Annotated in this window: 18 protein-coding genes and 1 riboswitch; of the genes, 6 read left to right on the forward strand and 12 right to left on the reverse strand. The window is 73.3% G+C overall.

Features of this window, described 5'->3' with window-relative positions:
* Positions 1-145: 145 nt before the first annotated feature.
* Positions 146-1,051 (reverse strand): PPK2 family polyphosphate kinase, encoded by a 906-nt coding sequence (locus tag O7627_RS30890; RefSeq protein WP_278096974.1) that lies wholly within the window; start codon positions 1,049-1,051, stop codon positions 146-148.
* Positions 1,052-1,283: 232 nt separating this feature from the next.
* On the opposite strand from O7627_RS30890, the gene sigJ reads away from it, so the two are divergent.
* On the forward strand, positions 1,284-2,255 hold the full coding sequence (sigJ, locus tag O7627_RS30895; protein WP_278096975.1) for an RNA polymerase sigma factor SigJ: 972 nt from the start codon (positions 1,284-1,286) through the stop codon (positions 2,253-2,255).
* Between the two features lie 45 nt (positions 2,256-2,300).
* Here the strand turns inward: sigJ and O7627_RS30900 are convergent, their stop codons facing one another.
* The gene (locus O7627_RS30900; RefSeq protein ID WP_278096976.1) at positions 2,301-2,804 is read right to left on the reverse strand and encodes a DUF402 domain-containing protein; all 504 of its coding nucleotides are present in this window, start codon (positions 2,802-2,804) and stop codon (positions 2,301-2,303) included.
* Between the two features lie 328 nt (positions 2,805-3,132).
* Between O7627_RS30900 and O7627_RS30905 the strand changes: the two genes are divergently transcribed.
* Positions 3,133-5,142 carry an ATP-dependent DNA helicase gene (locus tag O7627_RS30905; RefSeq protein WP_278098496.1) on the forward strand — a complete coding sequence of 670 codons (2,010 nt, stop codon included), beginning with the start codon at positions 3,133-3,135 and terminating at the stop codon, positions 5,140-5,142.
* Positions 5,143-5,163: 21 nt separating this feature from the next.
* Here the strand turns inward: O7627_RS30905 and O7627_RS30910 are convergent, their stop codons facing one another.
* On the reverse strand, positions 5,164-6,498 hold the full coding sequence (locus O7627_RS30910) for an AI-2E family transporter (RefSeq protein ID WP_347404691.1): 1,335 nt from the start codon (positions 6,496-6,498) through the stop codon (positions 5,164-5,166).
* 169 nt (positions 6,499-6,667) lie between these two features.
* On the opposite strand from O7627_RS30910, the gene O7627_RS30915 reads away from it, so the two are divergent.
* Complete coding sequence (locus O7627_RS30915) at positions 6,668-7,006, forward strand: co-chaperone GroES (protein WP_278096978.1); 339 nt, start codon at positions 6,668-6,670, stop codon at positions 7,004-7,006.
* A gap of 42 nt (positions 7,007-7,048) precedes the next feature.
* On the opposite strand, the gene O7627_RS30920 is transcribed toward O7627_RS30915, so the two are convergent.
* Together O7627_RS30920 and O7627_RS30925 are read right to left on the reverse strand one after the other, a co-directional pair.
* Entirely contained in the window at positions 7,049-8,752 is a 1,704-nt protein-coding gene (locus O7627_RS30920) for a PrsW family intramembrane metalloprotease (protein ID WP_278096979.1), read from the reverse strand.
* A gap of 27 nt (positions 8,753-8,779) precedes the next feature.
* Positions 8,780-10,030 carry an FUSC family protein gene (locus O7627_RS30925; RefSeq protein ID WP_278096980.1) on the reverse strand — a complete coding sequence of 417 codons (1,251 nt, stop codon included), beginning with the start codon at positions 10,028-10,030 and terminating at the stop codon, positions 8,780-8,782.
* A 126-nt stretch (positions 10,031-10,156) separates the two neighbouring features.
* Between O7627_RS30925 and O7627_RS30930 the strand changes: the two genes are divergently transcribed.
* Positions 10,157-11,551: an FAD-linked oxidase C-terminal domain-containing protein gene (locus O7627_RS30930; RefSeq protein WP_278096981.1), complete on the forward strand. Its 1,395-nt coding sequence runs from the start codon at positions 10,157-10,159 to the stop codon at positions 11,549-11,551.
* Between the two features lie 48 nt (positions 11,552-11,599).
* On the opposite strand, the gene O7627_RS30935 is transcribed toward O7627_RS30930, so the two are convergent.
* Positions 11,600-13,480 (reverse strand): glycerol-3-phosphate dehydrogenase/oxidase, encoded by a 1,881-nt coding sequence (locus tag O7627_RS30935; protein ID WP_278096982.1) that lies wholly within the window; start codon positions 13,478-13,480, stop codon positions 11,600-11,602.
* A 412-nt stretch (positions 13,481-13,892) separates the two neighbouring features.
* On the opposite strand from O7627_RS30935, the gene O7627_RS30940 reads away from it, so the two are divergent.
* Positions 13,893-16,334, forward strand: coding sequence for a S8 family serine peptidase (locus tag O7627_RS30940; protein WP_278096983.1), 2,442 nt, complete (start codon positions 13,893-13,895; stop codon positions 16,332-16,334).
* Between the two features lie 104 nt (positions 16,335-16,438).
* Here O7627_RS30940 and groL read toward each other — a convergent pair whose 3' ends face one another.
* From groL to O7627_RS30955, 3 genes are all read right to left on the reverse strand, one after another.
* Positions 16,439-18,061, reverse strand: coding sequence for a chaperonin GroEL (gene groL / locus O7627_RS30945; RefSeq protein WP_278096984.1), 1,623 nt, complete (start codon positions 18,059-18,061; stop codon positions 16,439-16,441).
* Positions 18,062-18,434: 373 nt separating this feature from the next.
* A complete protein-coding gene (locus O7627_RS30950; protein ID WP_278096985.1) occupies positions 18,435-19,412 on the reverse strand; it encodes a hypothetical protein in 978 nt (325 codons plus the stop codon).
* Positions 19,413-19,557: 145 nt separating this feature from the next.
* A complete protein-coding gene (locus O7627_RS30955) occupies positions 19,558-19,761 on the reverse strand; it encodes a cold-shock protein (RefSeq protein ID WP_033342363.1) in 204 nt (67 codons plus the stop codon).
* A gap of 335 nt (positions 19,762-20,096) precedes the next feature.
* Here O7627_RS30955 and O7627_RS30960 point away from each other — a divergent pair, with 335 nt between their 5' ends.
* On the forward strand, positions 20,097-20,654 hold the full coding sequence (locus tag O7627_RS30960) for a GNAT family N-acetyltransferase (protein WP_278096986.1): 558 nt from the start codon (positions 20,097-20,099) through the stop codon (positions 20,652-20,654).
* Positions 20,655-20,658: 4 nt separating this feature from the next.
* Here O7627_RS30960 and paaN read toward each other — a convergent pair whose 3' ends face one another.
* The 3 genes from paaN to thrC form a co-directional block, all read right to left on the reverse strand.
* Entirely contained in the window at positions 20,659-22,359 is a 1,701-nt protein-coding gene (gene paaN, locus O7627_RS30965) for a phenylacetic acid degradation protein PaaN (RefSeq protein ID WP_278096987.1), read from the reverse strand.
* Positions 22,360-22,409: 50 nt separating this feature from the next.
* Complete coding sequence (locus O7627_RS30970) at positions 22,410-23,429, reverse strand: GNAT family N-acetyltransferase (protein WP_278096988.1); 1,020 nt, start codon at positions 23,427-23,429, stop codon at positions 22,410-22,412.
* 276 nt (positions 23,430-23,705) lie between these two features.
* On the reverse strand, positions 23,706-25,007 hold the full coding sequence (gene thrC, locus O7627_RS30975; protein ID WP_278098497.1) for a threonine synthase: 1,302 nt from the start codon (positions 25,005-25,007) through the stop codon (positions 23,706-23,708).
* Positions 25,008-25,027: 20 nt separating this feature from the next.
* A riboswitch (SAM riboswitch) is annotated at positions 25,028-25,163 on the reverse strand.
* Positions 25,164-25,250 lie beyond the last annotated feature (87 nt).

Genomic DNA, 25,250 nt, shown 5'->3' on the forward strand with positions numbered 1-25,250 from the left:
TCGTTCGGCGGGGTGGAACGGTGCGGCACGGAAGCTGCGGCGGGCCGGGACGCGCCTGCCCTGCAAGATGCTAGGGAACCCGAAATCGGCTCGCCCGCCGGCCCACCCCTGGCCAGCTGGCATTCATTCGTCGTTAACCTAGCGTTCACCTGACGCCGGCGGGTGTCGCCGAGCCGGCGTCGAGTCGACGCCGTTCCCGTTCGATGTCGAAATCGGCCGGCGGATACGAAAGCCGCAGATCGGCGAACGTCTCCGCGAGCAGCCGGGCCACCGCCCAGTCCCGGTACCACTTCCGGTCGGCCGGCACCAGGTACCACGGCTCCGGGGTGGCGCACCGGGCCAGCGCGTCCGCGTACGCGGCCTGGTAGTCGTCCCAGCGGGCCCGGGAATCGACATCCGACGGGTGGTACTTCCAGTGCTTGCGCGGGTCGTCGAGCCGCTTGCGCAGCCGCTCCAACTGCTCCTCGGCGGAGATGTGCAGCATCACCTTGACCATGGTGACGCCGGCCTCGGCCAACTCCTGTTCGAACTCGTTGATCTCGTCGTACCGGCCCCGCCAGATTTGCTCGGACACCAGCGACTCCACCCGGGCGATCAACACGTCCTCGTAGTGCGAACGGTTGAACACCCCGACGTAGCCGGGCGCCGGCAGCGCCTTGCGGATCCGCCACAGGAAGTGGTGGTTGCGCTCCTCGAAGGTCGGCGTGCCGAACGACCTGATGTGCAGACCGAGCGGATCCATCGCGCCGGCCACCCGCCGGATCGTGCCGTCCTTGCCACCGCAGTCCATCGCCTGCAGCACCAGCAGCAACCGCCGCCCCTGCGCCGGGTCGACCTTGGCCGAGGCGAACAGCATCTCCTGCTGGCGCCCCAACTCGGCACCGATCGCCGCCACCTGCGCCCGGGCCCAGCCCTTCTGGTCGTCCCCGGTGACCCGCCGGTCCGGCAGGCCGGGGGTGGACCGCGGATCGACCGCCGCGAGGTCCACCGGGGTCACCCCGTCGGTGTGGACCCGCAGCAGGTCCCGCATCGCTGGTACCGAGCCACTCATCACGCCACCACACTCCGTCCCGTCGCCGGCCCGCCTGGTGACCGGCGGCAGCACCGCGTCACACTGGGCCGACCTGTCTCGTCCTGCCGTCACGGAGAATTCTGCTCCCTCGCCCGGCCCGGGGCCCGTCCGGCGGAAAGGTGAGATCCGCCCGCCGGCCCGCGCCGGGACGTCGCGGATCGGAGCACTTCGATCGAACCGAGCCGGCCGGTGGGTGGCGGAAGGGGAAGCGGTGAGTGATCAGGCCCGCGAGTTCGAGGCCGAACGGAAGCACCTGACGGCGGTCGCCTACCGGATGCTCGGCAGCCGCGCCGAGGCCGAGGACGCCGTCCAGGAGACCTGGCTGCGGTACGCCGCCGCCCTGGCCGAACCGACCGACCGGGCCGAGATCCGCGACCTGCGGGCCTGGTTGACCACCGCCGTCGCCCGGATCTGCCTCGACGTGCTCCGCTCCGCCCGGGTCCGCCGGGCCGCGTACCCGGGACAGTGGCTGCCCGAGCCGGTGATCGACCGGCTGCCCGGCGCGGCCGGCCCGGGCGGCCCCGAGGGGTTCGGTCCGGACCCGGCCGAACGGGCGGCCCGCACGGACCAGGTGGCCATGGCCCTGCTTGTCGTCCTGGAGCGGCTCGGCCCGGAACAGCGCGTCGCCTTCGTGCTGCACGACGTCTTCGCCGTCCCGTTCACCGAGATCGCGGCGGTGCTCGGCACCAGCGTCGCCGCCGCCCGCCAGCTCGCCTCGCGCGGCCGGCGCGCGATCGCCGAACAGCGGCCCCGGCACAGCGCCGACCCGGCCGAGCAGCGCCGCCTGCTGGCCGCCTTTCTGGCCGCCGCCGAATCCGGGGACCTGGACCGGCTGGTCGGCGTACTCGCCCCGGACGCGGTCTTCGTCAGCGACGGCGGCGGCCACTTCCCCGTGGCCCGGGAACCGATCCGGGGCGCCGTCCAGGTGGCGCGGTTCACAGCCGGCCTGGTGCGCCGCCTCGCCCGGGAACTGACCGACCGGCGTGCCGAGCCGGTGCTGGTGAACGGCGAACCGGGGCTGCGCACCGAGGGCGGCTGGGCCACCGGCCGGCTGCGCTCCGTCCTGTGGATCACGGCCGCGCAGGGCCGGATCACCGGCGTCTACAACCTGCTCAACCCCGAGAAGCTGGCCCACCTGCCGGCCCTGGAACCGGGCGCCTCCGGTTGGCCGCCCACCTGGTGACCGACCGCCGCGCCAGCCGAGGCCCGGGGGCCGGCAGCCGCCGGCTCACACCACCAGGGCCAACCACTTCCGGTACGCGGTGGCGAACGGTTCGGTGCCGTCGCCCAGCGCCCCGAACAGCCAGCCGGCGGCCGCCTCCGCCGCGGAGACCAGGTCGTCCGGGTAGCCGAACCGGACCCGGTGCTCGGCGAACTCGTCCTCGTCGCGCAGCTCGACGGCGCCGGTGGCCCGGCGACGGACCACGTCCAGGTCCAGGTCGATCAGGTTGACGGTGTCGCCGTCCCAGCGGGCCGGACTGGCGATGTCGCAGTAGACCTCACTGGTCCGCGGCGGCGGGTTGAACATGCAGGTCCACCATGCCTGGTGCGGTACCAGCAGGACGAACGGAATCTGCTCGACCGACGGCCGACCGTGGTAGACCGACGCCGTGCCGGTGCTGACCCCCAGCCAGATGCCCAGGTCGTCCTCGGTCAGCCGGCGGGCCGGATAGTCGCGGTGTGCGGTCCCGTCGTACTTGCGGTAGACCACCCGAACCACGTCACTCGGCATGCCCGCACCCTAACCGATTCGACCCGGCACTCGTCGGTACGCACCGGCTCGCGCCGGTTACCAGCAGCCAACGAAACGGCGCCGTGGACGCGTCGCGGCCGACCCGGTCGGTGCCGCCCGGTACGGTCGCACGGTGACCGCGCCGACCGAGACCGCCCCGATCAGCGATCCCCACCGGACCAGCGGACCGGACCCGACCGCCGGACCCGACCGGGGCGACCGGGCGGCCGGCGGCCGGGGCCGGGACGACGCGGTCAGCACCGAGCGGCTGCTCGCCGCCGCGGTCGGCGCGGTGCCCGGTGGCTCGACCCGACCCGGCCAGGAGGCGATGGCGTCGGCCATCACGGCGAGCATCGCCTCCGGCGACCACCTGCTCGTCCAGGCCGGCACCGGCACCGGCAAGTCGCTGGCGTACCTGGCCCCGGCGCTGACGGTCGACGGGCCGGTGGTGATCTCGACCGCCACCCTGGCGCTGCAGTCCCAACTCGTCGAGCACGATCTGCCCCGGCTCGCCACCGCCGTCGAGCCGGTGCTCGGCCGCCGACCGACCTTCGCTGTCCTCAAGGGTCGGCACCACTACCTCTGCCTGGCCCGGCTGGAGAACTCCACTGAGGACGAACCGGAGGACGCGCTCTTCGACGTCGGCGACCAACCGGCGCGCGGCGCGCCGGTGAAGTGGCTCGGCGAGGCGGGCCGGCTCGGCAAGCAGGTCGAGCGGCTGCGCGACTGGGCGATGGAGACCGAGACCGGGGACCGCGACGAACTCGACCCGGGCGTCGACGACCAGGCGTGGCGGCTGGTGTCGATGCCGGCCCGCGAGTGCGTCGGGGCCAACCGCTGCCCGTACGGCGGGGAGTGTTTCGCCGAGGCGTCCCGGGCCCGGGCCCGGGAGGCGGACATCGTGGTGACCAACCACAGCCTGCTCGCCGTCGACATGCTCGCCGGCCGGCACATCGTGCCGCCGCACAAGCTGCTGGTGGTGGACGAGGCGCACGAGCTGGCCGACCGGGTCTCCTCGGCCGCCCAGGCCGAGTTGACCCCGGAGTCGATCGACCGGGCCGCCCGCCGGGCCCGGCCGCTGCTCCCGCCCGAGCTGGCCGAGCGGCTGATCGAGGCGGGCGACCTGCTCGCCGTCGGGCTGGCCGAGGCGCCGGCCGGCCGGCTCACCACCGGGCTGCCCGACCCGCTCCAGCAGGCGTGCACGCTGCTCGACGGCGCGACCCGGGCGGCCCTGGAGAAGATCGGTGACGTCAAGGCCGACGACCCCGACCCGGTACGCAAACAGCAGGCCAAGGCCGTGCTCGACGAGATCTCCAAGACCGCCCAGCGGCTGTTGGAAGAGGCCGACCACGACGTGGCCTGGGTGGAGAAGCCGGATCGGCCGGGCCAGGACCGGCCGGGCCAGCAGCGGCGGGCGCTTGTGGTCGCCCCGCTCTCGGTGGCCGGCACCCTCGCCACCCACCTGTACGACGACCGTACCGTCGTCGCCACCTCGGCCACCCTCGCGCTCGGCGGCCGGTTCGACACCGTGGCCCGCGCCCTCGGCCTGGACCTGCCGACCCCGCCGGACCGGAACGGCCCCGCCCCGGTCGGCACCGCCAGGACCGGCACCGCCAACCCTGTCGCCGCCGGCGCCGCTGCCGCCGCCACCCCGGCCAGCGGCGGGCCGGGTTGGCGGTCGCTGGACGTCGGTTCGCCGTTCGACTACCCCAAGCAGGGCATCCTGTACGTGGCCGCACACCTGCCCCGACCGGCCGCCTCCGGCCTGCCGGCCGCGGCCGGCGAGGAGCTGCTCGCCCTGATGGGCGCGCTCGGTGGGCGTACCCTCGGGCTCTTCTCCTCCCGGCGGGCGGCGCTGCAGGCCGCCGAGCTGGTCCGCGCCCGGACCGACCTGACCGTGTTGCTGCAGGGCGAGGAGGCGCTGCCGCTGCTGGTCCGTCGGTTCCGGGAGGAGAAGGCCAGCTCACTGTTCGGGGTGATGTCGCTCTGGCAGGGCGTCGACGTGCCGGGCGACGCCTGCCAGCTCGTGGTGATCGACCGGCTGCCGTTTCCGCGCCCCGACGAGCCGCTCGCCGCTGCCCGGGCCGCCGCCGTGGACGCCGCCGGCGGCTCGGGGTTCGCCTCGGTGAGCGTGCCGATCGCCGCGGTCCGGCTGGCCCAGGGCGTCGGCCGGCTGATCCGGTCCACCGGGGACCGCGGCGTGGTGGCGGTGCTCGACTCCCGGCTGGAGACGGCCCGCGGCTACGGCGCCTTCCTGCGGCAGTCGCTGCCGCCGTTCTGGTACACCACCCGGCCGGACGTCGCCCGGGGCGCCCTGCAGCGGCTCAACCTGAGCTGACGGCCCGTCCGGGCCGTCAGCTCAGGCCACGCTCCGCGAGGTGACCACCACGGCGTCCGGGGGCACCTCCGGCGACCGCCGCCGGGAGAGCCGGCGTACGCCGGTGTTCAGCACGGCGATCAGCGGTACGGCGACCAGCGCGCCGACGATTCCGGCGAGCACCACCCCGGCGGTGATGGCGAGCAGCACGGCGAGCGGATGCAGGGCGACCGCCCGACCCATGATCAGGGGCTGCAGGACGTTCCCCTCCAGCTGCTGCACCCCGACCACCACGCCGAGGATGACAAGCGCGATCACCCAGCCGCTGTCGACGAGCGCCACCAGGACGGCCACCGCGCCGGAGAGGGTGGCACCGACGATCGGGATGAACGCGCCCAGGAAGATCAACGCGGTGAGCGGGAAGGCGAACGGGATGTCGAAGATCACCAGAAAGATGCCGATGCCGACGGCGTCGATGAAGGCGACCAGCACGGTCGCCCGGACGTAGGCGACAAGCGTCTCCCAGCACGCCTTGCCGGCGTCGTCGACCCGCCAGCGGGCGGCCACCGGCAGCAGCCGGACCAGGAACCGCCAGATCGTCCCGCCGTCGCGCAGGAAGAAGAAGACCGCGAAGATCACCAGCAGCGCGCCGGTGAGCACCTCGAAGATGGTCGACGCGGTGGAGAGCGCCCCGCTGGTGAGTGCCTGGGTGTTCTCGTCCACCCACTGCTGGCCCTGGGCGATGTACTGGTCGAGCTGGTTGTCCGACATGTGCAGCGGGCCTTCCCGCAGCCACTGCTGGATCTGCCGGATGCCCTGGGTGGCGTTGGCGCTCAACTCGGGTACGCCCTCGATGAACTGGTTCACCACCAGGGTGAGCGTGCCGATCACCCCCGCGAGGCCGGTGACCAACACCACCGCGGTGGCCAGCGTACGCGGGAACCGGGCCCGCAGCAGCCAGCCCACCGCCGGCGCCAGCAGCGCGGCCAGCAGCAGCGCGATGGCCAGCGGAATGATCACGATGCGGATGGTGCCGATGATCCGCAGCAGCGCCCAGAAGATGGCCCCGATCACCAACAACCGCCACGACCAGGCGGCGGCGATCCGCAGCCCGCGCGGCACGTCCGCGTCGTCGCGGCTCACCGTCGAGGTGTGGCCACTGGACGGCGGAACCGGCGGCCCGGCCGGCGTACCGTTGCCCGACGGTTCGCCGCCGGCCACGGCCACACCGGGCCCGGGCCCGACCGCCGCCGGGGGCTCGTCGGTCCGCGGGTCGTCCCGGTCGGCGCCGGACTGCGCCGCTCGCACCGAGGCCCGACCGGACTCGTACGCCCGACGGACCCTGGACCGCACCTGCTCGAAGCGGCTCAAGCGCACCTCCCGGCTGGACTTCCGACGTTCTCAGGTACCGTAACCGGCCCAAACAAGCCGAATATCGTCGCTGAGCCCTGAATTCTCCCCCAGTTTGCCCCGGCACCGTCGCGGATAATCCCGCCGCCCGGACCTTTGCCGACCGGCGGTGCGCCACACGGTAGCGTTTCGGGACGTGACCGCCGACCCGAAGGCCGACAACGGACTGCCCATCCAGTTGCTGCACGATCGCGTCCTGGTCCGGATGGACGGCAGCGAGGGCGAACGGCGATCGAGCGCCGGCATCGTCATCCCGGCCACCGCGTCGATGGGACGGCGGCTGAGCTGGGCCACGGCGGTCGGCGTCGGTCCGCACGTCCGGTCGATCGTCACCGGTGACCGGGTGCTCTTCGATCCCGACGACCGCTCCGAGGTCGAGCTGCACGGCCGGGAGTACGTCCTGCTGCGGGAGCGGGACGTGCACGCGGTGGCGGCGCAACGGGTCGAGACCGACTCCACCGGCCTGTATCTCTGACCGGCAACCCGGTACGGCGGCTCCGGCCCGGCCGCCAACCGGTCAGCTCTCGGGCGGCCGACCGTAGCCGGGGGGCGGACCGTAGCCGGGCGGCGGACCGTAGCCGGGCGGCGGACCACCGGAGCCGGGGAACCCGCCGTAGCCGGGCGGCGGGCCGTAGCCAGGAGTCGGGCCATACCCAGGAGGCTGGCCATAACCGGGCGGCGCACCGGTGTAGCCCGGCGGCGGGCCATAGCCAGGAGGCGGGCCATAGCCAGGAGGCGGGCCATAACCGGGAGGCGGACTGAAGGCCGGGGGCGGCGCGGCGGTGAGGACCACCGGGATGGGTACCACCGGGTCGTCCGGAGCCGGGATGGTGCGGCGTACCCCGTCCGGGAAGGTGACCTGGTAGCGCTCGCCGTCCCACTCGGCGTCCGGAGCCTGCGGATCCCGGCCGCTGAAGACCCGCCGGTAGCCGGCGATGGAGTCGAGCAGCCGCCGCTCCTCGCCGGCCGTCCGGGCCAGGTCCGCCGGCTTGCTGTCCAGACCGCGCACCATCGAATCCCGGAGCAGGGCGAGCCGGGTCGCGGCGAACTGGTACCCGCGCATCGCCCGGAGCCCGTCCTCGCCGGCCACCCGACGGGCCCAGCGCCGCGCCGAGTGCCGCCGGCCCAGGCTGCCGAGGGCGGCCACCTCGGGCGGGGTCAGCCAACCGGCCCGCACGTAGTCCGGCAGCCGCCGTTCGGTGAGCCGCCCCTCCCAGCTGCGGAGCCAGATCGCCAACCCGACCATGCCGAAGAAGATCGGGACCATCACGCTGATGTAGCCGTAGAGCAGGATCAGGGACTGTCCGGTGGCGATCGCCAGTGACGGCATCAGGTTCCAGGCGCCGTGCAGCATCATCGACAGCAGCAACCCGGCCAGCGGGGCGAAGACCCGGATCCGCCGGTCCGCGCTGCGCGCGGCGATGCCGAGCCCGACACCGGTCATCGAGGTGAAGAGCGGGTGGGCGAAGCCGGTCAGCAGGATCCGCAGGATGAAGATCGCGAAGACGTTCTGCGCGCCGGTGGCCGGCCCGTACTCGGCGACGCCCGCGGCGTACCCGTGTCCGCCGAGATAGAGGATGTTCTCCACCATCGCGAAGCCGACCGCAGAAAGTCCACAGTAGACGATTCCGTCGGTGATGCCCGACCACTCGCGACGCCGGAAGGCCAGCAGCAGGATGGGCCCCAGCGCCTTGGTCAGCTCCTCGATGAAGGGCGCGACCAGCACCGCCACCAGCGAGTCGGGCAGTCCCCAGTCCCCGAACAGCTCGGCCGACCGCTGGTTGACGTTGAGCGACGCCGAGGTGGAGACGAACGCGCCCCAGGCGAAACAGAAGATCAGATACTTCATCGGCTCCGGCTCGTAGCGGTCCAGCCAGAGGAAGCAGGCGACCAGCACCGGAACCGGCAGGATGGCCGCCACCAACCCGATGATCAGCGCCTCGATCCCCAGGCTCTGGCCCAGCTCGAAGACGACGATGTAGATGGCGCAGGCGGCGATGAAGACGATGACCGCGGCCATCAACAGGCCGCGCCGCCAGCTCAGGCCGCGGCCGGGCGGCACCACCGACGGGCCGGCGGCCGGCTGGTCGGTTGCCCGGGGCTGGTCGGTCGCCCGGGGCTGGTCGGTTGCCCGGGGCTGGTCCGGTGTCGGCGGCGGCTCCGGGGTGGGCGGAACCGGCGGCGCCGGCTCGCGCGGCTCGCCGGGCGGGTTCTCGACCATCCCGTCAGCGTAGCCACCGACCACCCGTCAACGGGCCTCGGCAGCGGGTCGAGCCGGCCGGCCGCCGTTCTCCGATCCGCCGGCCCGGTCGGCCGGTTGGTCGGCCGTTGCCTTGGTCTCGGTACCGCGATGGCTACCGACCGCCCGGCGGACCATCCGGTTCGCGTCGGTACGGCCGATCCCGGTGGCCCGGATCAGGTCGCTGGCGGTGGTCCGCACCTGGGCCACGACCACGCTGCCGGAGAAACCGACCCCATCGTCGTACGCCCGGCCGGCCTCGCTGACCGCGCGCAGCGCCCGCTCCCGGGCGCCCTCCGCCTCGGTGCCGGCGGAGAGCTCGTTGTGCAGCAGCCGGACCGCCTCGCCGAGCAGCGCCACCGCCCTCGGCAACGGCTTCGGCACCGGTTCGTCGTCCTCCAGCGCGGTGACCGCCCGGCGGACCAGGGCGCCGCTGTTGTGCACCGCGTGGTTGATGTACTCGGCACCCTCCACGTACTGGGTGAGCGCGCTGCGCCGGTGCCAGCGGACCGGGGCCAGGGTCGCCGTCTCCCGGCCGCCCTCCAGCGCCTCCTGCAGCTGGTCCATCCGCTCCTCGATGCCGCGGAGCCGGTCCAGCGCCGCCTGCGCCCGGCCGGCGTCCCGGCTGGCGAGCGCCTCCGAGGTTGCGGTGAGCTCGTCGGCGAGGGCGTCCAGGGCGGGCCGGGCCGCCCGTTCGACGACCCGCAGCGGGTTCAGTGGCAGCAGCAGCGCCACCACCAGCAACCCGACGATGCCGCCCACCAGGGCGTCGACCACCCGGGGGAACTCCAGATCGTCGACGCTCGGGCTGAGCGAGGTGATCAGGACGGCGGTCGCGGCGGCCTGCGTCACCCCACCCGGGCCGGCCCCCAGGAACACCGCCACGATGATCGCCAGCAGCACGATCAGCCCGAGCTGCCAGGGCCCGGTGCCGAGGGCGAGGATCAGCAGGTCACCCACGGCGATCCCCAGGGCCACCCCGAAAACCAGTTCCACCGTACGACGTAGCCGCTGGCCGACCGAGGAGGCGAGCGTGCCCACCGCGGCGATCGGGGCGAAGACCGGCTCCGGATTGTGGAGCACCTCGTGCGCGATGACCCAGGCCAGCGCCGCGGCGATCGCCGCCTGCATGGCCAGGATGAGGCTGATCCGCACCCGGTGCACCCGCTCCCGGACGGTCGCCTTGGACCGCTGCCGCAGCCGGACCAGGGTGTCGGCCACGGGTTGCCGGTCGTCCTCGGCGTCCCTGGTCGTGGCCATGTCGGGAACTACCCGCCAGCAACTCCCCGAATCCTCCCGCCGGGGACGAATCCCCGCGGCCGGTTGCGGCGGTCCGCGGCGACCGACCGTGGCTGTCGGGGTGGACCGCCGGATAGCCTCCGAGCCATGCCCGATCTCCTCGACGACCTGCGCGACGCCCTCGGCGCGGCAGCGGTGCTCACCGATCCCGACCTGCTCCGGGGCCACCAGCGGGACGAGGCCGACCTCTGTGTGGCGGGGATGCCGGTGGCGGTGACCCGGCCGGCGGACACCGCCGGGGTGGTCGCCGTACTGCAGGTGGCCGCCCGGCACGGCGTACCGGTGATCCCGCAGGGGGCGAGGACCGGCCTGGCCGGAGCCGCGAACGCCGTCGAAGGCGCGGTGGTCCTCTCCACCGCCGCGCTGAACCGGATCGTGGAGATCGACCCGGTCAACCGGATGGCGGTGGTCCAGCCCGGGGTGGTCAACGCGGCGCTGGCCGCCGCCGTCGCCGAACACGGGCTGCGTTTCCCGCCGGACCCGGGCTCGTGGGAGTCGTCCACCGTCGGCGGGAACGTGGCCACCAACGCCGGCGGCATGTGCTGCGTCAAGTACGGCGTGACGAGCGAATATGTGATCGGGATGGAGGTGGTGCTGGGGACCGGGGAGGTGTTGCGCACCGGCCGCCGGACCGCCAAGGGGGTGGCCGGTTACGACCTGACCCGGCTCTTCGTCGGCTCCGAGGGCACCCTCGGCGTGATCACCGAGATCACCCTCGCGCTGCGGCCGCAGCCGGAGGAGTCGCTGACCATGGTGGCGGTCTTCCCGGACACGGCGACGGCCGGCGCGGCGGTGGCCGGCATCTCCGCGGCCGGGCTCACCCCGAGCCTGCTGGAGCTGCTGGACCGCACCCACCTCGGCGCGATCGAGGCGTACCGGCCGATGGGTCTGCGCACCGACGCGGGTGCGCTGCTGTTGGCGGCGGCCGACACCGGCCCCCGCGCCGCCGACGACCTGGCCCGGCTGGCCGAGGTCTGCACCGCGGCCGGCGCCGACGAGGTCTTCGCGGCCACCGACGCGGTCGAGGCCGCCGACCTGCTGCAGGCCCGCCGGCTGGCCCACCCGGCGATGGAGCGGTACGCGGCCGAGGCGTTCCCCGGCGGCAACGGCGGCCTGGTGATCGACGACGTGGCGGTGCCCCGGGGTTCGCTGGCGGCGCTGCTGGACGGCGTCGAGAAGATCGCCGCCGAGTACCAGGTGGCGATCGGGGTGGTCGGGCACGCCGGGGACGGCAACATGCACCCGAACATCGTGGTCGACCGGGCCGACCCGGCCAGCCTGGCGCGCGGCCGGCGGGCCTTCGACGCGATCATGCGCCTCGGCCTGGACCTCGGCGGCACCTGCACCGGCGAACACGGGGTCGGGCTGCTCAAACGGGAGTGGCTGGCCCGGGAGCTCGGACCGGTCGGGGTCCGCGTCCACCAGGCGATCAAGGCCGCCCTCGACCCGGCCGGGCTGCTCAACCCCGGCAAGGTGCTCTGAACCGGGCTGGCGGGCCGGCTGGTCTTGATCCGGCGGGACCGGCTCGGGCTAGCGGGACCGGCTGACCCGGGTGCCCGGCTCCGCCTCTGCACCCCGGTCGGCGGCGAAGCCGCGGACGTCGGGGGCGCCCATCCGGGCGGCGTCGGCGGTGGCGTCGTCCGGCATCCGCTGCGACTCCCGCTCCGCCGCCACCCGGGCCAGGTAGTGCTCGACCTCGCGGGCCCGGACGGTGACGTCCCAGCCGAGCACCCGGCCCATCACCTCGGCCGCGTGGCCGGCGGACTCGACCCCCCGGTGCGCGGTCTCGAAGGAGATCCGGGTACGCCGGGTCAGCACGTCGTCGAGGTGCAGCGCCCCCTCGGCCTGGACCGCGTACGCCACCTCGGCGGCCAGGTACTCCGGGGCGCCGGCCAGCGGCACACCGAGGAGCGGGTCGGCGTCGATCATCGCCAGCAGTTCGGTGCTGAGGGTGCCGTACCGCTCCAGCAGGTGCTCGACCACGCCGGCTGGCACCGCGTGCCGGCGGGCCAGGTCGGCCCGGTCCCGCCACATGGCGGCGAAGCCGTCCGCGCCGAGCAGCGGCAGGTCGGCGGTCCGCGACGGCAGCCGCCCGCCGCCGAGCCGACGGACCGCCTGGTCCACCACGTCGGCGGCCATCACCCGGTAGGTGGTGTACTTGCCCCCCGCCACCAGCAGCAGCCCCAGCATCGGCTCGAAGACCGCGTGCTCGCGGGAGAGCTTCGAGGTCGAATCGGCCTCCCCGGAGAGCAGCGGACGCAGACCGGCGTAGACCCCCTCGATGTCCGCCCCGGTGAGCGGCCGGTCGAGCACGGTGTTCACCTGTTCCAGCAGGTACTCGATGTCCCGCGCGGAGGCCGCCGGATGGGACCGGTCCAGCCGCCACTCGGTGTCCGTGGTGCCGATGATCCAGTGCCCGCCCCAGGGGATGACGAAGAGCACCGAGGTGGCGGTCCGCAGGATCAGCCCCGCGTCACCGGTGATCGCCGAGCGGGGCACCACCAGGTGCACCCCCTTGGAGGCCCGGACCCGCAGCCCCGGGCGCAGCCCGACGATCGAGTTCGGGCGCGGCGGGATACCGGCCGGGCGGGCGCCGACCTGGTCGAGCATCCGGGACACGTCGTCGGTCCAGACGCCGGTGGCGGCGATCACGGTACGGGCGTTGACGTCGAACTCGGCGGTCGACGAACCGGCCCGCGCCTCCATGTCGCGCACCCGCACCCCGGTCACCTCGCGGGCCTGGCGGAGCAGGCCGACCGCTCGGGCGCTCGTCACCACCACGGCGCCGAGGCTGGCCGCCGTCCGGGCCAGGTTCACCACCAGCCGGGCGTCATCGACCTGCCCGTCGTGGTAGCGGATCGCCCCGGAGATGGCGTCGGCCCGCAGGCTGGGGAAGGTGTGCCGGGCGCTCTCCCGGGACAGGTGCCGGTGCAGCGGCATCCCCCGGCCATTCCCGAACACCCCCGCGAAGACGTCGTACGCGGCCACCCCGGCGCCGTAGTAGCCGCGGCGCCAGGCGCGGGCGAACAGACCCGCCGGACCCGAGCCGGCCGGCAGCGGGACCAGGATCGGCACCGGACGCACCAGGTGCGGGGCGAGCCGGGTGGCGAGCAGGCCGCGCTCGGTGAGCGCCTCGTGCACCAGCCCGAACTCCAACTGCTCCAGGTAGCGCAGCCCACCGTGGATCAGCTTGCTGGACCGGCTGGAGGTGCCGGCCGCGTAGTCGCGGGCCTCGACCAGGGCCACCTTGAGGCCCCGGGAGGCGGCATCCAACGCGGCGCCGGCACCGGTCACCCCACCTCCGATCACGAGCACGTCGAACCGCTCACCGCGCAGCCGGCGAAGATCGGCGGCGCGGCGAGCCGGTGACAGTTGACCGGCCGTGTAGCGGGAGACCCTTGGATCGCGCACCCGTCCACGTTAACCGCCGGCCACCGTCCTGCCTCGGCCGCGTCGCCTGGTCACGGCGCTGGCGCGTGGTCACGGTGCGGGCAGCGCGCCGCGTCGTAGGGTTTCGGACATGCAGGCCGACCCCGGACCGCTCCCCGACCCATCAGGAACCTCCGCACCGCCACCCGGCCCACCACCGGCACCGCCACCCGGAGCGCCGCTTCCACCGCCACCCGGCACCCCGCCGACACCGCCACCCGGCGCGGCGGCCGCGCCGCCATCCCACCACGTGCCCGGGCCGCCGCCCGGGGCATGGCCGCCGCCCGGGGCATGGCCGCCGCCCGGGGCATGGCCGGCGCCGGGGGGTGGCTGGCCGCCGCCGCCCGGCACCCCGTGGGCGGCCGGACCGGCGGCGGGGGGCGGGCCCGGAGCGGTGGTGGCCGCCGCGCTGGTGGGCGTCTGGGCGGTGGTGCTGACCGTCGGCACCCAGACCGTCGGCTGGGCGGTCGCGCAGTTGCTGCTCGTCGCCGGGCTCGACCTGCCCGGCTGGCTCTGGCCGGCCACCGCACTCGGTAACGCGCTGCTGGTGGGATTGCCGGCGGCGCTGCTGGCCACCGTGCCCCGCTCGCCGGCCGTCCGGACCGCCGGCCGGGCCTGGCTGCTGGCGGCCGCCGTGCTAGCCGGGTTCGGGGTGCTGCGGGCCATCGCGCTGCCACACCACGAGCTGTACCTGGCCACGCTGGCGGCCCTTGCCACGGTGGGTGCCCTGCTCTGCCGGCTGGCCCGCCGAGCCCGCCCGGTGGGCCCTGCCATTCCGGCGGCCGGGATCGATGCGGCGACGGCGGGAACAGGTGATCCGGCGGCGGATCGAGCCGATGTTCCGGCACCGCCCCGCCGGTCCCGGTGGGGCGCGGCAGACGCCGCCACCTGGTTCGCCGTCGCGGCCGGTCTGGTGATGCTGCTCCCGTGGGTCTGGCTGGGCGCACTCGGCGGGGTGTTGGAGACCGTTCTCGCCGGCGCCGCCGCCGCGGCCGTCGGCTGGTTCGCCGCCGCCCTGCTCGACGCGGCCCACTGGCGGCCGTACGAGCAGCTCGCCGTCCGCCGGCACGGCCCAGGTCTGCACGGGCGGGGTGCGGCATCGGTGCTCGTCGGCGGCCTGGTGGCCGGGGTGGCGCTGGCCCTGGTCGCCGCCGGGGTGGGACAGGCCGGCGCACAACTGGCCGCCGTGCTCGTACTCCCGGGGCTTGGTTTCGCCCTGGCCGCGCTCCGCGCCACCGCGACCACCGGGACCGCGTCGGTGGGTTGGCTGGTCGGGCTGACCGTGCTCGGTCCGCTGGCCTTCGTCGACCCGGAGGAGCTGACCCTGCTCCTGGCCACCGGCCGGGATCTGCCGTTCTGGGCCGCCGTCGCCGCCCTGGTCGGGCTGGCCGGCGCGCTGCTGCTCGCCCTCGGTTTCGGCTTCGGGTTCGCCCGGCCCCGGGCCGCCGTCCCCCGCCGCGCGGTGGCGGTCGGCTGCGTCGCGGTTCTGCTGGTCGCTACCGGCGGGGTGTACCTCGGGCTGGGCCAGCCCGGCTGGTACGGCGAGCGGCTCTTCGTCGTGCTGCGGGAGCAGGCCGACCTGACCGCGATCGCGGTCGGCGAGCCGGGTCGGGCCGGCCGGGACGCCCGGATCCGGGAGGTGCACCGGCGGTTGTTGGAGACCGCGGAGCGCTCGCAGGCGGATCTGCGCCGGGAGCTGGACCGGTTCGGCCTCGACTACACCCCGTACTACCTGGTCAACGGGATCGAGGTGGCCGGTGGTCCGGTGCTGCGGGCCTGGTTGAGCCGGCGGGCCGACGTCGACCGGGTGCTGCTCAGCCAGCGGGTACGCCCGCTGCCGGCGGAGGCGGCAACCGGCAGCGGGAACGATCCCGCGCCGGTGGGGCCGCCGTGGAACATCACGATGATCGGCGCGGACCGGGTCCGGTCGGAACTCGGTGTCGACGGCGCCGGCGTCGTGGTCGGCACCTCCGACTCCGGCGTGGACGGCGACCACCCGGCGCTGGCCGCCGGATTCCGGGGCGGCGACGACTCCTGGTACGACCCGTGGAACGACACCCGGACCCCGACCGACCGGGGCGGACACGGTACGCACACGCTGGGCAGCGCGGTGGGTGAGGGCGTCGGGGTGGCGCCGGGCGCCCGCTGGATCGGCTGCGTCAACCTGGACCGCAATCTCGGCAATCCGGCACGCTACCTGGACTGCCTCCAGTTCATGTTCGCGCCGTTTCCGACCGGCGGTGATCCGTTCACCGACGGCCGTCCGGAACGGGCGCCGGACGTGTTGACCAACTCGTGGGGCTGCCCGCCGCTCGAGGGCTGTGACGCGTCCGCGCTGCAGCCGGCGACCCGGGCGTTCGCCGCCGCCGGGGTCTTCTTCGTGGCGGCGGCCGGGAACACGGGACCGTTCTGCGGCTCGATCGACGACCCACCGGCGCCGTACCCGGACGTGCTCAGCGTCGGGGCGGTGGACCGCGAGCGACGGGTGACCCTCTTCTCCAGCCGCGGACCGGCGGCCGGCGGCGTGGCCAAGCCCGACGTGGTGGCGCCCGGCGCGGAAGTGCTCTCCGCGATGCCTGGCGGCGGGTACGCCGCCCTGGACGGCACCTCCATGGCGGCGCCGCACGTGGCCGGGGTGGTCGCCCTGATGTGGTCGGCCAACCCGGCCCTGGTCGGCGACCTGGACCGGACCCGCGCGCTGCTGCGGGAGACCGCCACGCCGGTCGCGGGCGTCGAGTCGTCCGGCGACGACGGCTGCGGGCCGGCGACAAACGTCGAGGGCGCCGGCCTGGTGAACGGCTACGCCGCGACGCGGGCCGCGATGGCCGCCGGCTGACCGGGGAGCCTTCGGCTTGAGATCGGGTAGGAGCATCCACCTGATGGCGAAGGGCGGACCGCTCGCGCGGTCCGCCCTTCGTTCGTGCTCGGGGAGCTGTGGACTCAGAAGTCCATGTCTCCGCCACCCGGCGCCGCCGGGGCGGCCGGGGTCTTCTCCGGCTTGTCCGCCACCACAGCCTCGGTGGTGAGGAACAGGGCCGCGATCGAGGCCGCGTTCTGCAGCGCCGACCGGGTCACCTTGGCCGGGTCGATGATGCCGGCCTTGAGCAGGTCGACGTACTCACCGTTGGCCGCGTTGAGGCCGTGCCCGGTGTCCAGGTTGCGGACCCGGTCGACCACGACGCCACCCTCGAGGCCGGCGTTGACGGCGATCTGCCGCAGCGGGGCGTCCAGCGCGATCTTGACGATCTGGGCGCCGGTCGCCTCGTCGCCGACGAGGTCCAGCTTGTCGAAGGCGGTCTTGCCGGACTGCACCAGCGCGACGCCACCACCCGGGACGATGCCCTCCTCGACGGCCGCCTTCGCGTTGCGTACGGCGTCCTCGATGCGGTGCTTGCGCTCCTTCAGCTCGACCTCGGTGGCCGCGCCGACCTTGATCACCGCAACGCCGCCGGCCAGCTTGGCCAGCCGCTCCTGCAGCTTCTCGCGGTCGTAGTCGGAGTCGCTCTTGTCGATCTCGGCGCGGATCTGGTTGACCCGACCCTGGATCTGGTCGGCGTCGCCAGAGCCGTCGACGATGGTGGTCTCGTCCTTGGTCACCACGACCTTGCGGGCGCGGCCCAGCATGTCCACGGTGACCGCGTCCAGCTTGAGGCCGAGCTCCTCGCTGACGGCCTGGCCGCCGGTGAGGATCGCGATGTCGGTGAGCATGGCCTTGCGGCGGTCACCGAAGCCCGGTGCCTTGACGGCGACGGACTTGAAGGTGCCGCGCACCTTGTTGACGATCAGGGTGGCCAGGGCCTCGCCCTCGACGTCCTCGGCGATGATCAGCAGCGCCTTGCCCGACTGCATGATCTTCTCGAGGATCGGCAGCAGGTCCTTCACCGACGAGATCTTGCTGTTGACGATCAGGATGTAGGGGTCGTCGAGGACCGCCTCCATCCGCTCCGGGTCGGTCCAGAAGTAGGGCGAGATGTAGCCCTTGTCGAAGCGCATGCCCTCGGTGAGCTCAAGCTCCAGGCCGAAGGTGTTGCTCTCCTCGACGGTGATGACGCCTTCCTTGCCGACCTTGTCCATCGCCTCGGCGATGATCTCACCGACGGTGTTGTCACCGGCGGAGATCGACGCGGTGGAGGCGATCTGCTCCTTGGTCTCGACGTCCTTCGCGAGCTTGGCCAGCTCCTCGACCACGGCACCGACGGCGGTCTCGATGCCCCGCTTCAGGGCGATCGGGTTCGCGCCGGCCGCGACGTTGCGCAGGCCCTCGCGGACCAGCGCCTGGGCCAGGACGGTCGCCGTCGTCGTGCCGTCACCGGCCACGTCGTCGGTCTTCTTGGCGACCTCCTTGACCAGCTCGGCGCCGATCTTCTCGTAGGGGTCCTCGAGCTCGATCTCCTTGGCGATGCTCACACCATCGTTGGTGATGGTGGGAGCTCCCCACTTCTTCTCGAGCACGACGTTGCGGCCCTTGGGGCCCAGCGTCACCTTCACGGCGTCGGCGAGGGTGTTCATGCCCCGCTCGAGGCCGCGGCGCGCCTCTTCGTCGAACGCGATCATCTTGGCCATACGGCGTTGTCCTCCTGGACACTCACGGCCCCCGGGAACCTGTCGGCCCCGGCTCTGCCGCCTGATTACGCACCTTCGGACGGCACTACTGCGCTGGCTCGCGGAAGTCGTCGGCGTCGGAAGACGCCGGGACACCCACATGCCAGGCGGCAGTGACGTCCGTCGGCCGGGCCGGACAGCCCGCGACGACCGGTCCGGCCACCCACCACCGCTTCCGGAGGAGCGCGACCGGGACCCTAACCGTCCCGACCTTTGGCACTCACGCTGTGCGAGTGCCAATCACTTGTTTAGCACTCTCGCCTGTCGAGTGCAAGCGAGCCGGGCCGTCCGGCGGGTCACCGCCGGGGCGGCAACGGCGGTCGCCCAACGGGCATCAGCCCAGCTCGGCGACGAGTTGGCCGGTACCGACCGGCCCCTGTCGGCCACGCCACTCGGCGTAGGTGGTGACCAGTCCAACGAGCTGCACCAGGTAGAGCGGCGACGCGACGAGCGTGCTGACGATGGTGACCAGAACCGCCCCGACGGTGAGCCCCTGCCCGACGCCGAGGGCCAGCCCCAGGCCGCTGGTGACCAGCTCGATCAGGACCGCGCCGCCGACCACGATCAGCGCCAGCAGCGCGACCCGGCCGAGCACCAGGCCCAACGATCCGTGGAAGATCTGGAACGCGCGGCCGATCGGGTTGCCCCGCTCGAAGAGGTACACCGGACCGACCAGGCTCAGCGCGAACGCCAGGTAGATCCCGGGCAGCAGGCAGGCGCAGAGTCCGGCCACCACCAGCAGGCTGACCAGCAGGGTCCAGGCCCAGAGGCCGACCCCGCGGGAAAGGCCGTAGCGCAGGGCCGCCGGCACACCGACCGGTTCCCCGGCCGCCTGCCGCGCCAGTGCCCACGTGCCGGCCGCCCAACCGACGCTGCTCACCACACCGATCGCCAGGGAGAGCACGATCAGCCCGGCGACGAAGGCGAACAGGTCGCCGAGGTCCGGCAGTCCCTGACCGGCCGCGGGGTCGGTGGGAACGGTCGGCGCGGCGAGGCTGGCGACGCCGATCACCAGGGCCGGCAGGAACTGGGTGAGGAGCACGATCGGCAGCAGGGTGCGCCAGCTACGGCGGATCACGCCGATCAACCGCTCGGACCAGCCGTTGAGGCCGGCATGGGGCGGCGGGACCAGCGGGTCGTGCGGATCCACCCAGCCACCCCAGCCCGGCGGGTGGGCCGCGCCCCAACCCGGCGGCTGTCCCGCGCCCCAGCTCGGTGGATAGCCCGGCGGCCCCCACTGGCCGGTGCCAGGAGGCGGCTGCGCCGGGTCCCAGCCCGGGTACGGCGGTTCGGGCGGGGGCGGCTGCGACATCGAGGCTCCAGGACCGGCGGCGGGTAGGGGTCGGGCGCCGACCCCTACCCGGAAAGGTAGACGGTCGGCGCCCGCATTTGTGATCTTATTCGACTGCCGGTTGATTCTCCCTGATGGGATGGCATCAAGGACGGATCAACCGCGATCAGGCGATCACACGGACCTTCTCTGCCTGCGGACCCTTCTGGCCCTGTGCGATCTCGAATTCGACGCGCTGCCCGTCATCGAGCGCCTTGTAGCCGTCCATCTCGATAGCCGAGAAGTGGACGAAGACGTCCTGCCCGCCGTCGACCGCGATAAAGCCGTAGCCCTTTTCGCTGTTGAACCACTTGACTGTGCCCTGTGCCACGGTGCACTTCCCTCACTTCTGTCCTGCTGGGTCCACGACACCCCACACCGGCTCACGCCTGCCGGGGTCGGTCGAGTCACGACCCTTAGCGGGGCCGTTGAATCGAGCGACCGAATCCGCACGCTACACGAGGTCTGCCACGCGCGCACTACCCGTAAACGGACACCTGACGGAGAGCAGACGACTTACCGGGCGTCCAGCAATCCATCGGTTAGCGTCGCTCCCCGGCGCTATCTAGATCGTCCGCAAGAGGCGGAGATAGCCCCTTACCACGGATTAGTCGAGTGTGAATACCGTTGCCTGATGCCGATGCTGCGGGTAGGCAGGTAGCCGTGATGAGCGATCCGGCGCCGACGCCGCACCAGGCCCCAGCCCGGCACGCCCCCACAGGGGCGACGATCCGGCGGGTCCGTCCCGCGGACGCCGCCCGGATGCGGGCGCTGCGGCTGGAGATGCTCGCCGACTCCCCGCTGGCCTTCCTGGAGACGCTCGCCGACGCCGCCGCCCAACCGCACCGCGAGTACGCCGCCCGGGTCGCCGGCCACGCCCACGGTGACCGCGCCGCCCAGTTCGTCGCCGACCGGGCCGGCCGGTTCATCGGGCACGCGGGCGGGCACGCCGTGGCCCACCAGCCCGCCGTCACGGTCGTCTTCTCCGTCTACCTCACCCCGGCCTGGCGGGGCACCGGCCTGCTGGCCGGCCTGGTGGACGCGGTGGCGGCGTGGTCGGTCGCGGCCGGGCGCCCGGAGCTGATGCTGGAGGTACTGGTCGGCAACGACCGGGCGCTGCGCGCCTACCGCCGGCTCGGCTTCACCGACACCGGCGTACGGGTGGCCCATCCGACGATTCCGGCGCTCACCGAGCTGCAGATGCGCCGCGCCGCCGACGCCTGACCGGTCAGCCGGGCCGGCGGGACTGCACGATCCGGAACCGGCCGGCCACGTACGCCCCGTCGGTGAGCGCCGCGTTCGCCGCCGGGTTCGCCCCGCTGGCGTGGAAGTCGGAGAACGCCGCCGACTGGTTGACGAAGACCCCGCCGGTGAGGTTGCAGGACAGGTGCACCCCGGCGTCGACCGCCGCCGCCTCGGCCGCGTCGAGCACCGTGGAGTCGGTGGCGTAGACCGCGGCGGTCAGCGCCCCGCGCTCGGTCACCGTCTCCCGGAAGATCTCCAGGCTGTGCGCCGTGGAGTCGGTTTCGACCAGGAACGAGATCGGCCCGAACCACTCCCGCCCGTAGATGGCGACGTCGGCGGCGCCGAGCCGGACCAGCGCCGGGGTCCGGACCACCGCGTCCGGGTACGCCGGGTGGGCCAGCTCGCGGGAGGCCAGCAGCACCGTGCCCAGCCCGGCCACCTCGTCGAGCCGGGCCGACACCCCGTCGTTGACGATGGCGCCGGTCAACTCGACCGCCCGGGCCGGGTCGGCGGTGAGTTTGCCGACCGCGCCGGCGATCCCGGCGGCCACCTCGTCGAAGCTGCGCCAGCCCTGGTCGGTGGCGATGCCGCCGGACGGGATGAGGATGTTCTGCGGCGTGGTGCACATCTGGCCGCTGTAGAGGGTCAGCGAGAAGCCGATGTTGCGGCACATACCGGCGAAGTCGTCGGTCGAGTCGACCACGATCGTGTTGACGCCGGCCTTCTCGGTGTAGACGGTGGCCTGCCGGGCGTTCGCCTCCAGCCAGTCGCCGTATTCGGTGGAGCCGGTGAAGTCGATGATCCGGACCTCCGGCCGCAGGGCCAGCGTGGAGGCCAGCCCTTCGCCCGGCGCCTCGGCGGCGAGCTGCACCAGGTTGGGGTCGAAGCCGGCCTCGGCAAGCACCTCGCGGGCGTACCGGACGGTGATCGCGAGCGGCAGCACCGCGCCGGGGTGCGGCTTGATCACCACCGGGTTGCCGGTGGCCAGCGAGGCGAAGATCCCCGGGTACGAGTTCCAGGTCGGGAAGGTGTTGCAGCCGACCACCAGGGCCACCCCGCGGGGCACCACGTGGAACGTCTTGGTCATCGTCAACGGCTCGCCCCGGCCGGCCGGCTTCTCCCACCGGGCGCTGCCGGGGTGCCGGGTCATCTCGGCGTACGAGTAGGCCAGCGCCTCCAGTGCCCGGTCCAGGGCGTGTGCTCCGCCGGCCTGGAACGCCATCACGAACGCCTGGCCGCTGGTGGCGTGCACGGCGTTGGCCAGTTCGAAGATGTGGGCGTGCAGGCGGGCCAGGATCTCCAGGCAGACGCCGACGCGGGCCGGCGGGCCGGCGGCGCGCCAGCCGGGCAGGGCGGCGCGGGCGGCGGCCAGCAGGGTGTCGGCGTCGGCGTGCGGGTAGCGCACCCCGAGGTCGATCCCGAACGGGCTGGCCTCGGTGGCCACCCGGTCCCCGGCGCCGGGCTGGTCGAGCGGGAAGTCCGCGCCGAGGTAGCCACGGAAGGCCGCCTCGCCCTCGGCGGCGGCGGTCTCGCCGTAGACGCGAGGGCTCGGCGACTCCGGGTAGGCCGACCAGTAGCCGCGGTCGGCGATCGCGGACAGCGCCCGCTCAAGGGTCTTGGCGTGCCTGGCGTACAGGGGGGATGGGGTGGTTACGACATCGCTGGCGTCCATGACAGCCATCATGCCGTAACCGACGCCCGGTGTAACAGGGGTGGCCCGCCGGTCGGCCCCGGTCAGAGGTTGAGCTGCCAGTTGTGCCAGCCGTCCCGGGCCCGGAAACCGATCGCCTCGTTGATCGCGATCATGTGCTGGTTCTCGGCCGCGTTCCAGGTGTCGATCGCGCGCAGTTCCGGCTCGCCGGCCATCGCGTGGCGCAGATTCTCGATCTTGACGATGGTGCCGAGCCGGTGCCCCCGGTGCGTCGGCTCCACCAGCGTGATCTGCTGGAACGCGTGCCAGCGCTGGCTGGCGTTGACGTCGATCGTGGTCCAGGCGACCAACCGGCCGCTGGCGTCGTGCACCACCCCGGCGTGGTACGCCCGCCGGCCCCGCGCGTCGCGGGCCGCCTCGATCGCCCGCACCCGGGCCGCGTCGGTCTTGTCCGGCTCCCAGTCCAGGTCGCCCATGGGCGCGTCGGAGAGCAGCCGGCTGTCCAGGTAGGCCACGTCGTCGAGGTACTCCTGCGGGGCCGCGCCGTACCAGCGCACCGCGGAGTAGCCCTCGGCATGCTGCCAGGACGCGGTGAGCAGCCGGTCCAGCCCGGCCTCGTCGAGGCTGGTGGTGTCGAGTCGTCGGCGCACGTCGACGAGGGCGGACTTCATCCCCATCGCCTGGGCGAACCGGGTGCCCGGTTCGGGTCGGGGCGGGCCGTCCGGCAGCGCGGTGACGGTCATCCCGAAGACCCGCTTGCGGCCGAGCCCACGGACCACGTCGAGCGCGTGCTCGAACATGAACCGACCGACCCCGCGGCGCTGGAACTCGGGCAGCACGTAGATGTCGATCGGCGCGTTGTCGGTGTTCTCCAGTTGGGGCAGCTCGATCTCCAGCAACCCGACCGGCACCCCGTCGAGGTGCGCGAGGGCGTACCTCGGCTGGTCGCCGGGCCACGGGTGGCGCAGGTTGCCGAAGAAGAACTCGCGGCAGGTCGGCGGGAAATCCGGCATGTCGGCAGCCGTACAGGCCGCCTTGATCTTGTAGGCGTGTTCGGTGCCTACCGGGTCGGTGGGGTCCAGGGCGGTGACGGCGACGTCCATGTGGTGAAGCGTGCCGCTCCGGCCGGCCCGACCGCGACCGAATTACCGCCTGCGGCGAGCGTTGAGACGCGAAACCGACAGCGGTCCGGCTCGGGGAATTGGTCGGGAGGGCGATCGCACAACGCCTCCGGCGTCGGGTCGTAAGAACTTCAGAAGTCTACGGCGATTCGCCCTCCCGCACGGAGCATCTTGCGACGTTCCGGGCCGGACGTCAAGCCCTCAGCGGCCTGATTCGTCACCGCTGGCAAAACCCGCAACTACGGACCGCATTGGGCGTCAGCCGAGCAGACCGGCGTCGCGGACCGCCCGCAGCGACGGCTTCACCCGGTACGTCGGGCCCACCTGACCGGCGACCGCGTCGATGGTCTTGAGTCCCTCGCCGGTGTTGAAGACCACCGTCTCGGCATCCGGATCGAGCTTCCCGCTGGCCACCAGCTTGCGCAGCACCGCGACCGTCACCCCGCCCGCCGTTTCGGCGAACACCCCGGTGGTCCGCGCCAGCAACCGGACGGCGTCGCGGATCTCGTCGTCGGTGGCGTCGTCCATCCAGCCGCCGGTCCGCCGCACCGACTCCAGTGCGTAACTGCCGGCGGCCGGATCGCCGATGTTCAGCGACTTGGCGATGCCGGTCGGCCGGACCGGGGTGATGGTGTCGGTGCCCGCGCGCAGCGCGGTCGCGATCGGGTTGCAGCCGGCCGACTGGGCGCCGAACACCTTCCAGCCGCCCGCCGGCGCCTCGACCAGCCCGATCTCCACCAGCTCGGTGAACGCCTTGTCGACCTTGGTCAGCAGCTCGCCGCTGGCCATCGGGATCACCACCTGCGCCGGGATCCGCCAGCCGAGCTGCTCGGCCACCTCGTAGCCGAGCGTCTTGGAGCCCTCGGCGTAGTACGGCCGGACGTTCACGTTCACGAACGCGGTGTCCTCGAACTCGTCGGTCTCCACCAGCTCGCCGCAGAGCCGGTTCACGTCGTCGTACGAGCCGTCGATGGCGACCAGGTCACCGCCGTACACGGCGGTGGTGACGACCTTGCCCTGCTCCAGGTCGCCGGGGATGAAGACGATCGACGGTACGCCCGCCCGGGCGGCGTGCGCGGCGACCGAGTTCGCCAGGTTGCCGGTCGACGCGCAGGCGAACCGGGTGAAGCCCAGCCCACGGGCGGCGCTCAGCGCGACCGAGACCACCCGGTCCTTGAACGAGTGGGTCGGGTTGGCGCTGTCGTCCTTGACCCACAGCGGTGCCCGGATGCCCAGCTCGGCGGCGAGGCCGGCGGCGCTGACCAGCGGGGTCAGGCCGGGGTCGAGGGTGATCCGGGTGGCCGGGTCCTGGCCGGCGGGGAGCAGGCCGGCGTACCGCCAGATGTTCTGCGGCCCGGCTTCGATGTCGGCGCGGGTGACCCGGGCCAACGCCGCCGGGTCGTAGCTGATCTCCAACGGGCCGAAACACTCGTAGCAGGCGTGCTGGGCGACCAACGGGTACTGCGCGCCGCAGCCGCGACAGACCAGGTTGCGGGCCGGGTTCGCCGGGACGCCCGGGGTCGGGCCGTCGGTCGTGGTGGTGGGGATCGCGTCGATCATCGACGTCATGTGAGGCCGTCCTCTCATCTTTCCCAGCGCCGCACGGCGCGGCGGGGACGGATTTGGCACCTGCCTCGCTATGGCCTCGTCATCGAGACAGCGAAGTGGTTGCCGGGGCGTCAACGGGCCGTATCCCTCAGCCCCTCTGGATGAGGTATTCAGTTGTGCCCGGTAAGTCTACGGGCGCGCTCCGGTCCTGTCCCCGCCCCTTCCCACGCTGTGAGCAACCCCAAAGATCAACAG

This window comes from Solwaraspora sp. WMMD1047 (genome assembly GCF_029626155.1).
Classification (GTDB): domain Bacteria; phylum Actinomycetota; class Actinomycetes; order Mycobacteriales; family Micromonosporaceae; genus WMMD1047.

Bases quoted from the DNA above. Each gene is read 5' to 3' on its own strand.
- O7627_RS30890 (WP_278096974.1), bottom strand. From the start codon at position 1,051: ATGAGTGGCTCGGTACCAGCGATGCGGGACCTGCTGCGGGTCCACACC.
- O7627_RS30900 (WP_278096976.1), bottom strand. From the start codon at position 2,804: ATGCCGAGTGACGTGGTTCGGGTGGTCTACCGCAAGTACGACGGGACC.
- O7627_RS30905 (WP_278098496.1), top strand. From the start codon at position 3,133: ATGGCGTCGGCCATCACGGCGAGCATCGCCTCCGGCGACCACCTGCTC.
- O7627_RS30920 (WP_278096979.1), bottom strand. From the start codon at position 8,752: ATGGTCGAGAACCCGCCCGGCGAGCCGCGCGAGCCGGCGCCGCCGGTT.
- O7627_RS30925 (WP_278096980.1), bottom strand. From the start codon at position 10,030: ATGGCCACGACCAGGGACGCCGAGGACGACCGGCAACCCGTGGCCGAC.
- O7627_RS30930 (WP_278096981.1), top strand. From the start codon at position 10,157: ATGCCCGATCTCCTCGACGACCTGCGCGACGCCCTCGGCGCGGCAGCG.
- groL (WP_278096984.1), bottom strand. From the start codon at position 18,061: ATGGCCAAGATGATCGCGTTCGACGAAGAGGCGCGCCGCGGCCTCGAG.
- O7627_RS30950 (WP_278096985.1), bottom strand. From the start codon at position 19,412: ATGTCGCAGCCGCCCCCGCCCGAACCGCCGTACCCGGGCTGGGACCCG.
- O7627_RS30960 (WP_278096986.1), top strand. From the start codon at position 20,097: ATGAGCGATCCGGCGCCGACGCCGCACCAGGCCCCAGCCCGGCACGCC.
- paaN (WP_278096987.1), bottom strand. From the start codon at position 22,359: ATGATGGCTGTCATGGACGCCAGCGATGTCGTAACCACCCCATCCCCC.
- O7627_RS30970 (WP_278096988.1), bottom strand. From the start codon at position 23,429: ATGGACGTCGCCGTCACCGCCCTGGACCCCACCGACCCGGTAGGCACC.
- thrC (WP_278098497.1), bottom strand. From the start codon at position 25,007: ATGATCGACGCGATCCCCACCACCACGACCGACGGCCCGACCCCGGGC.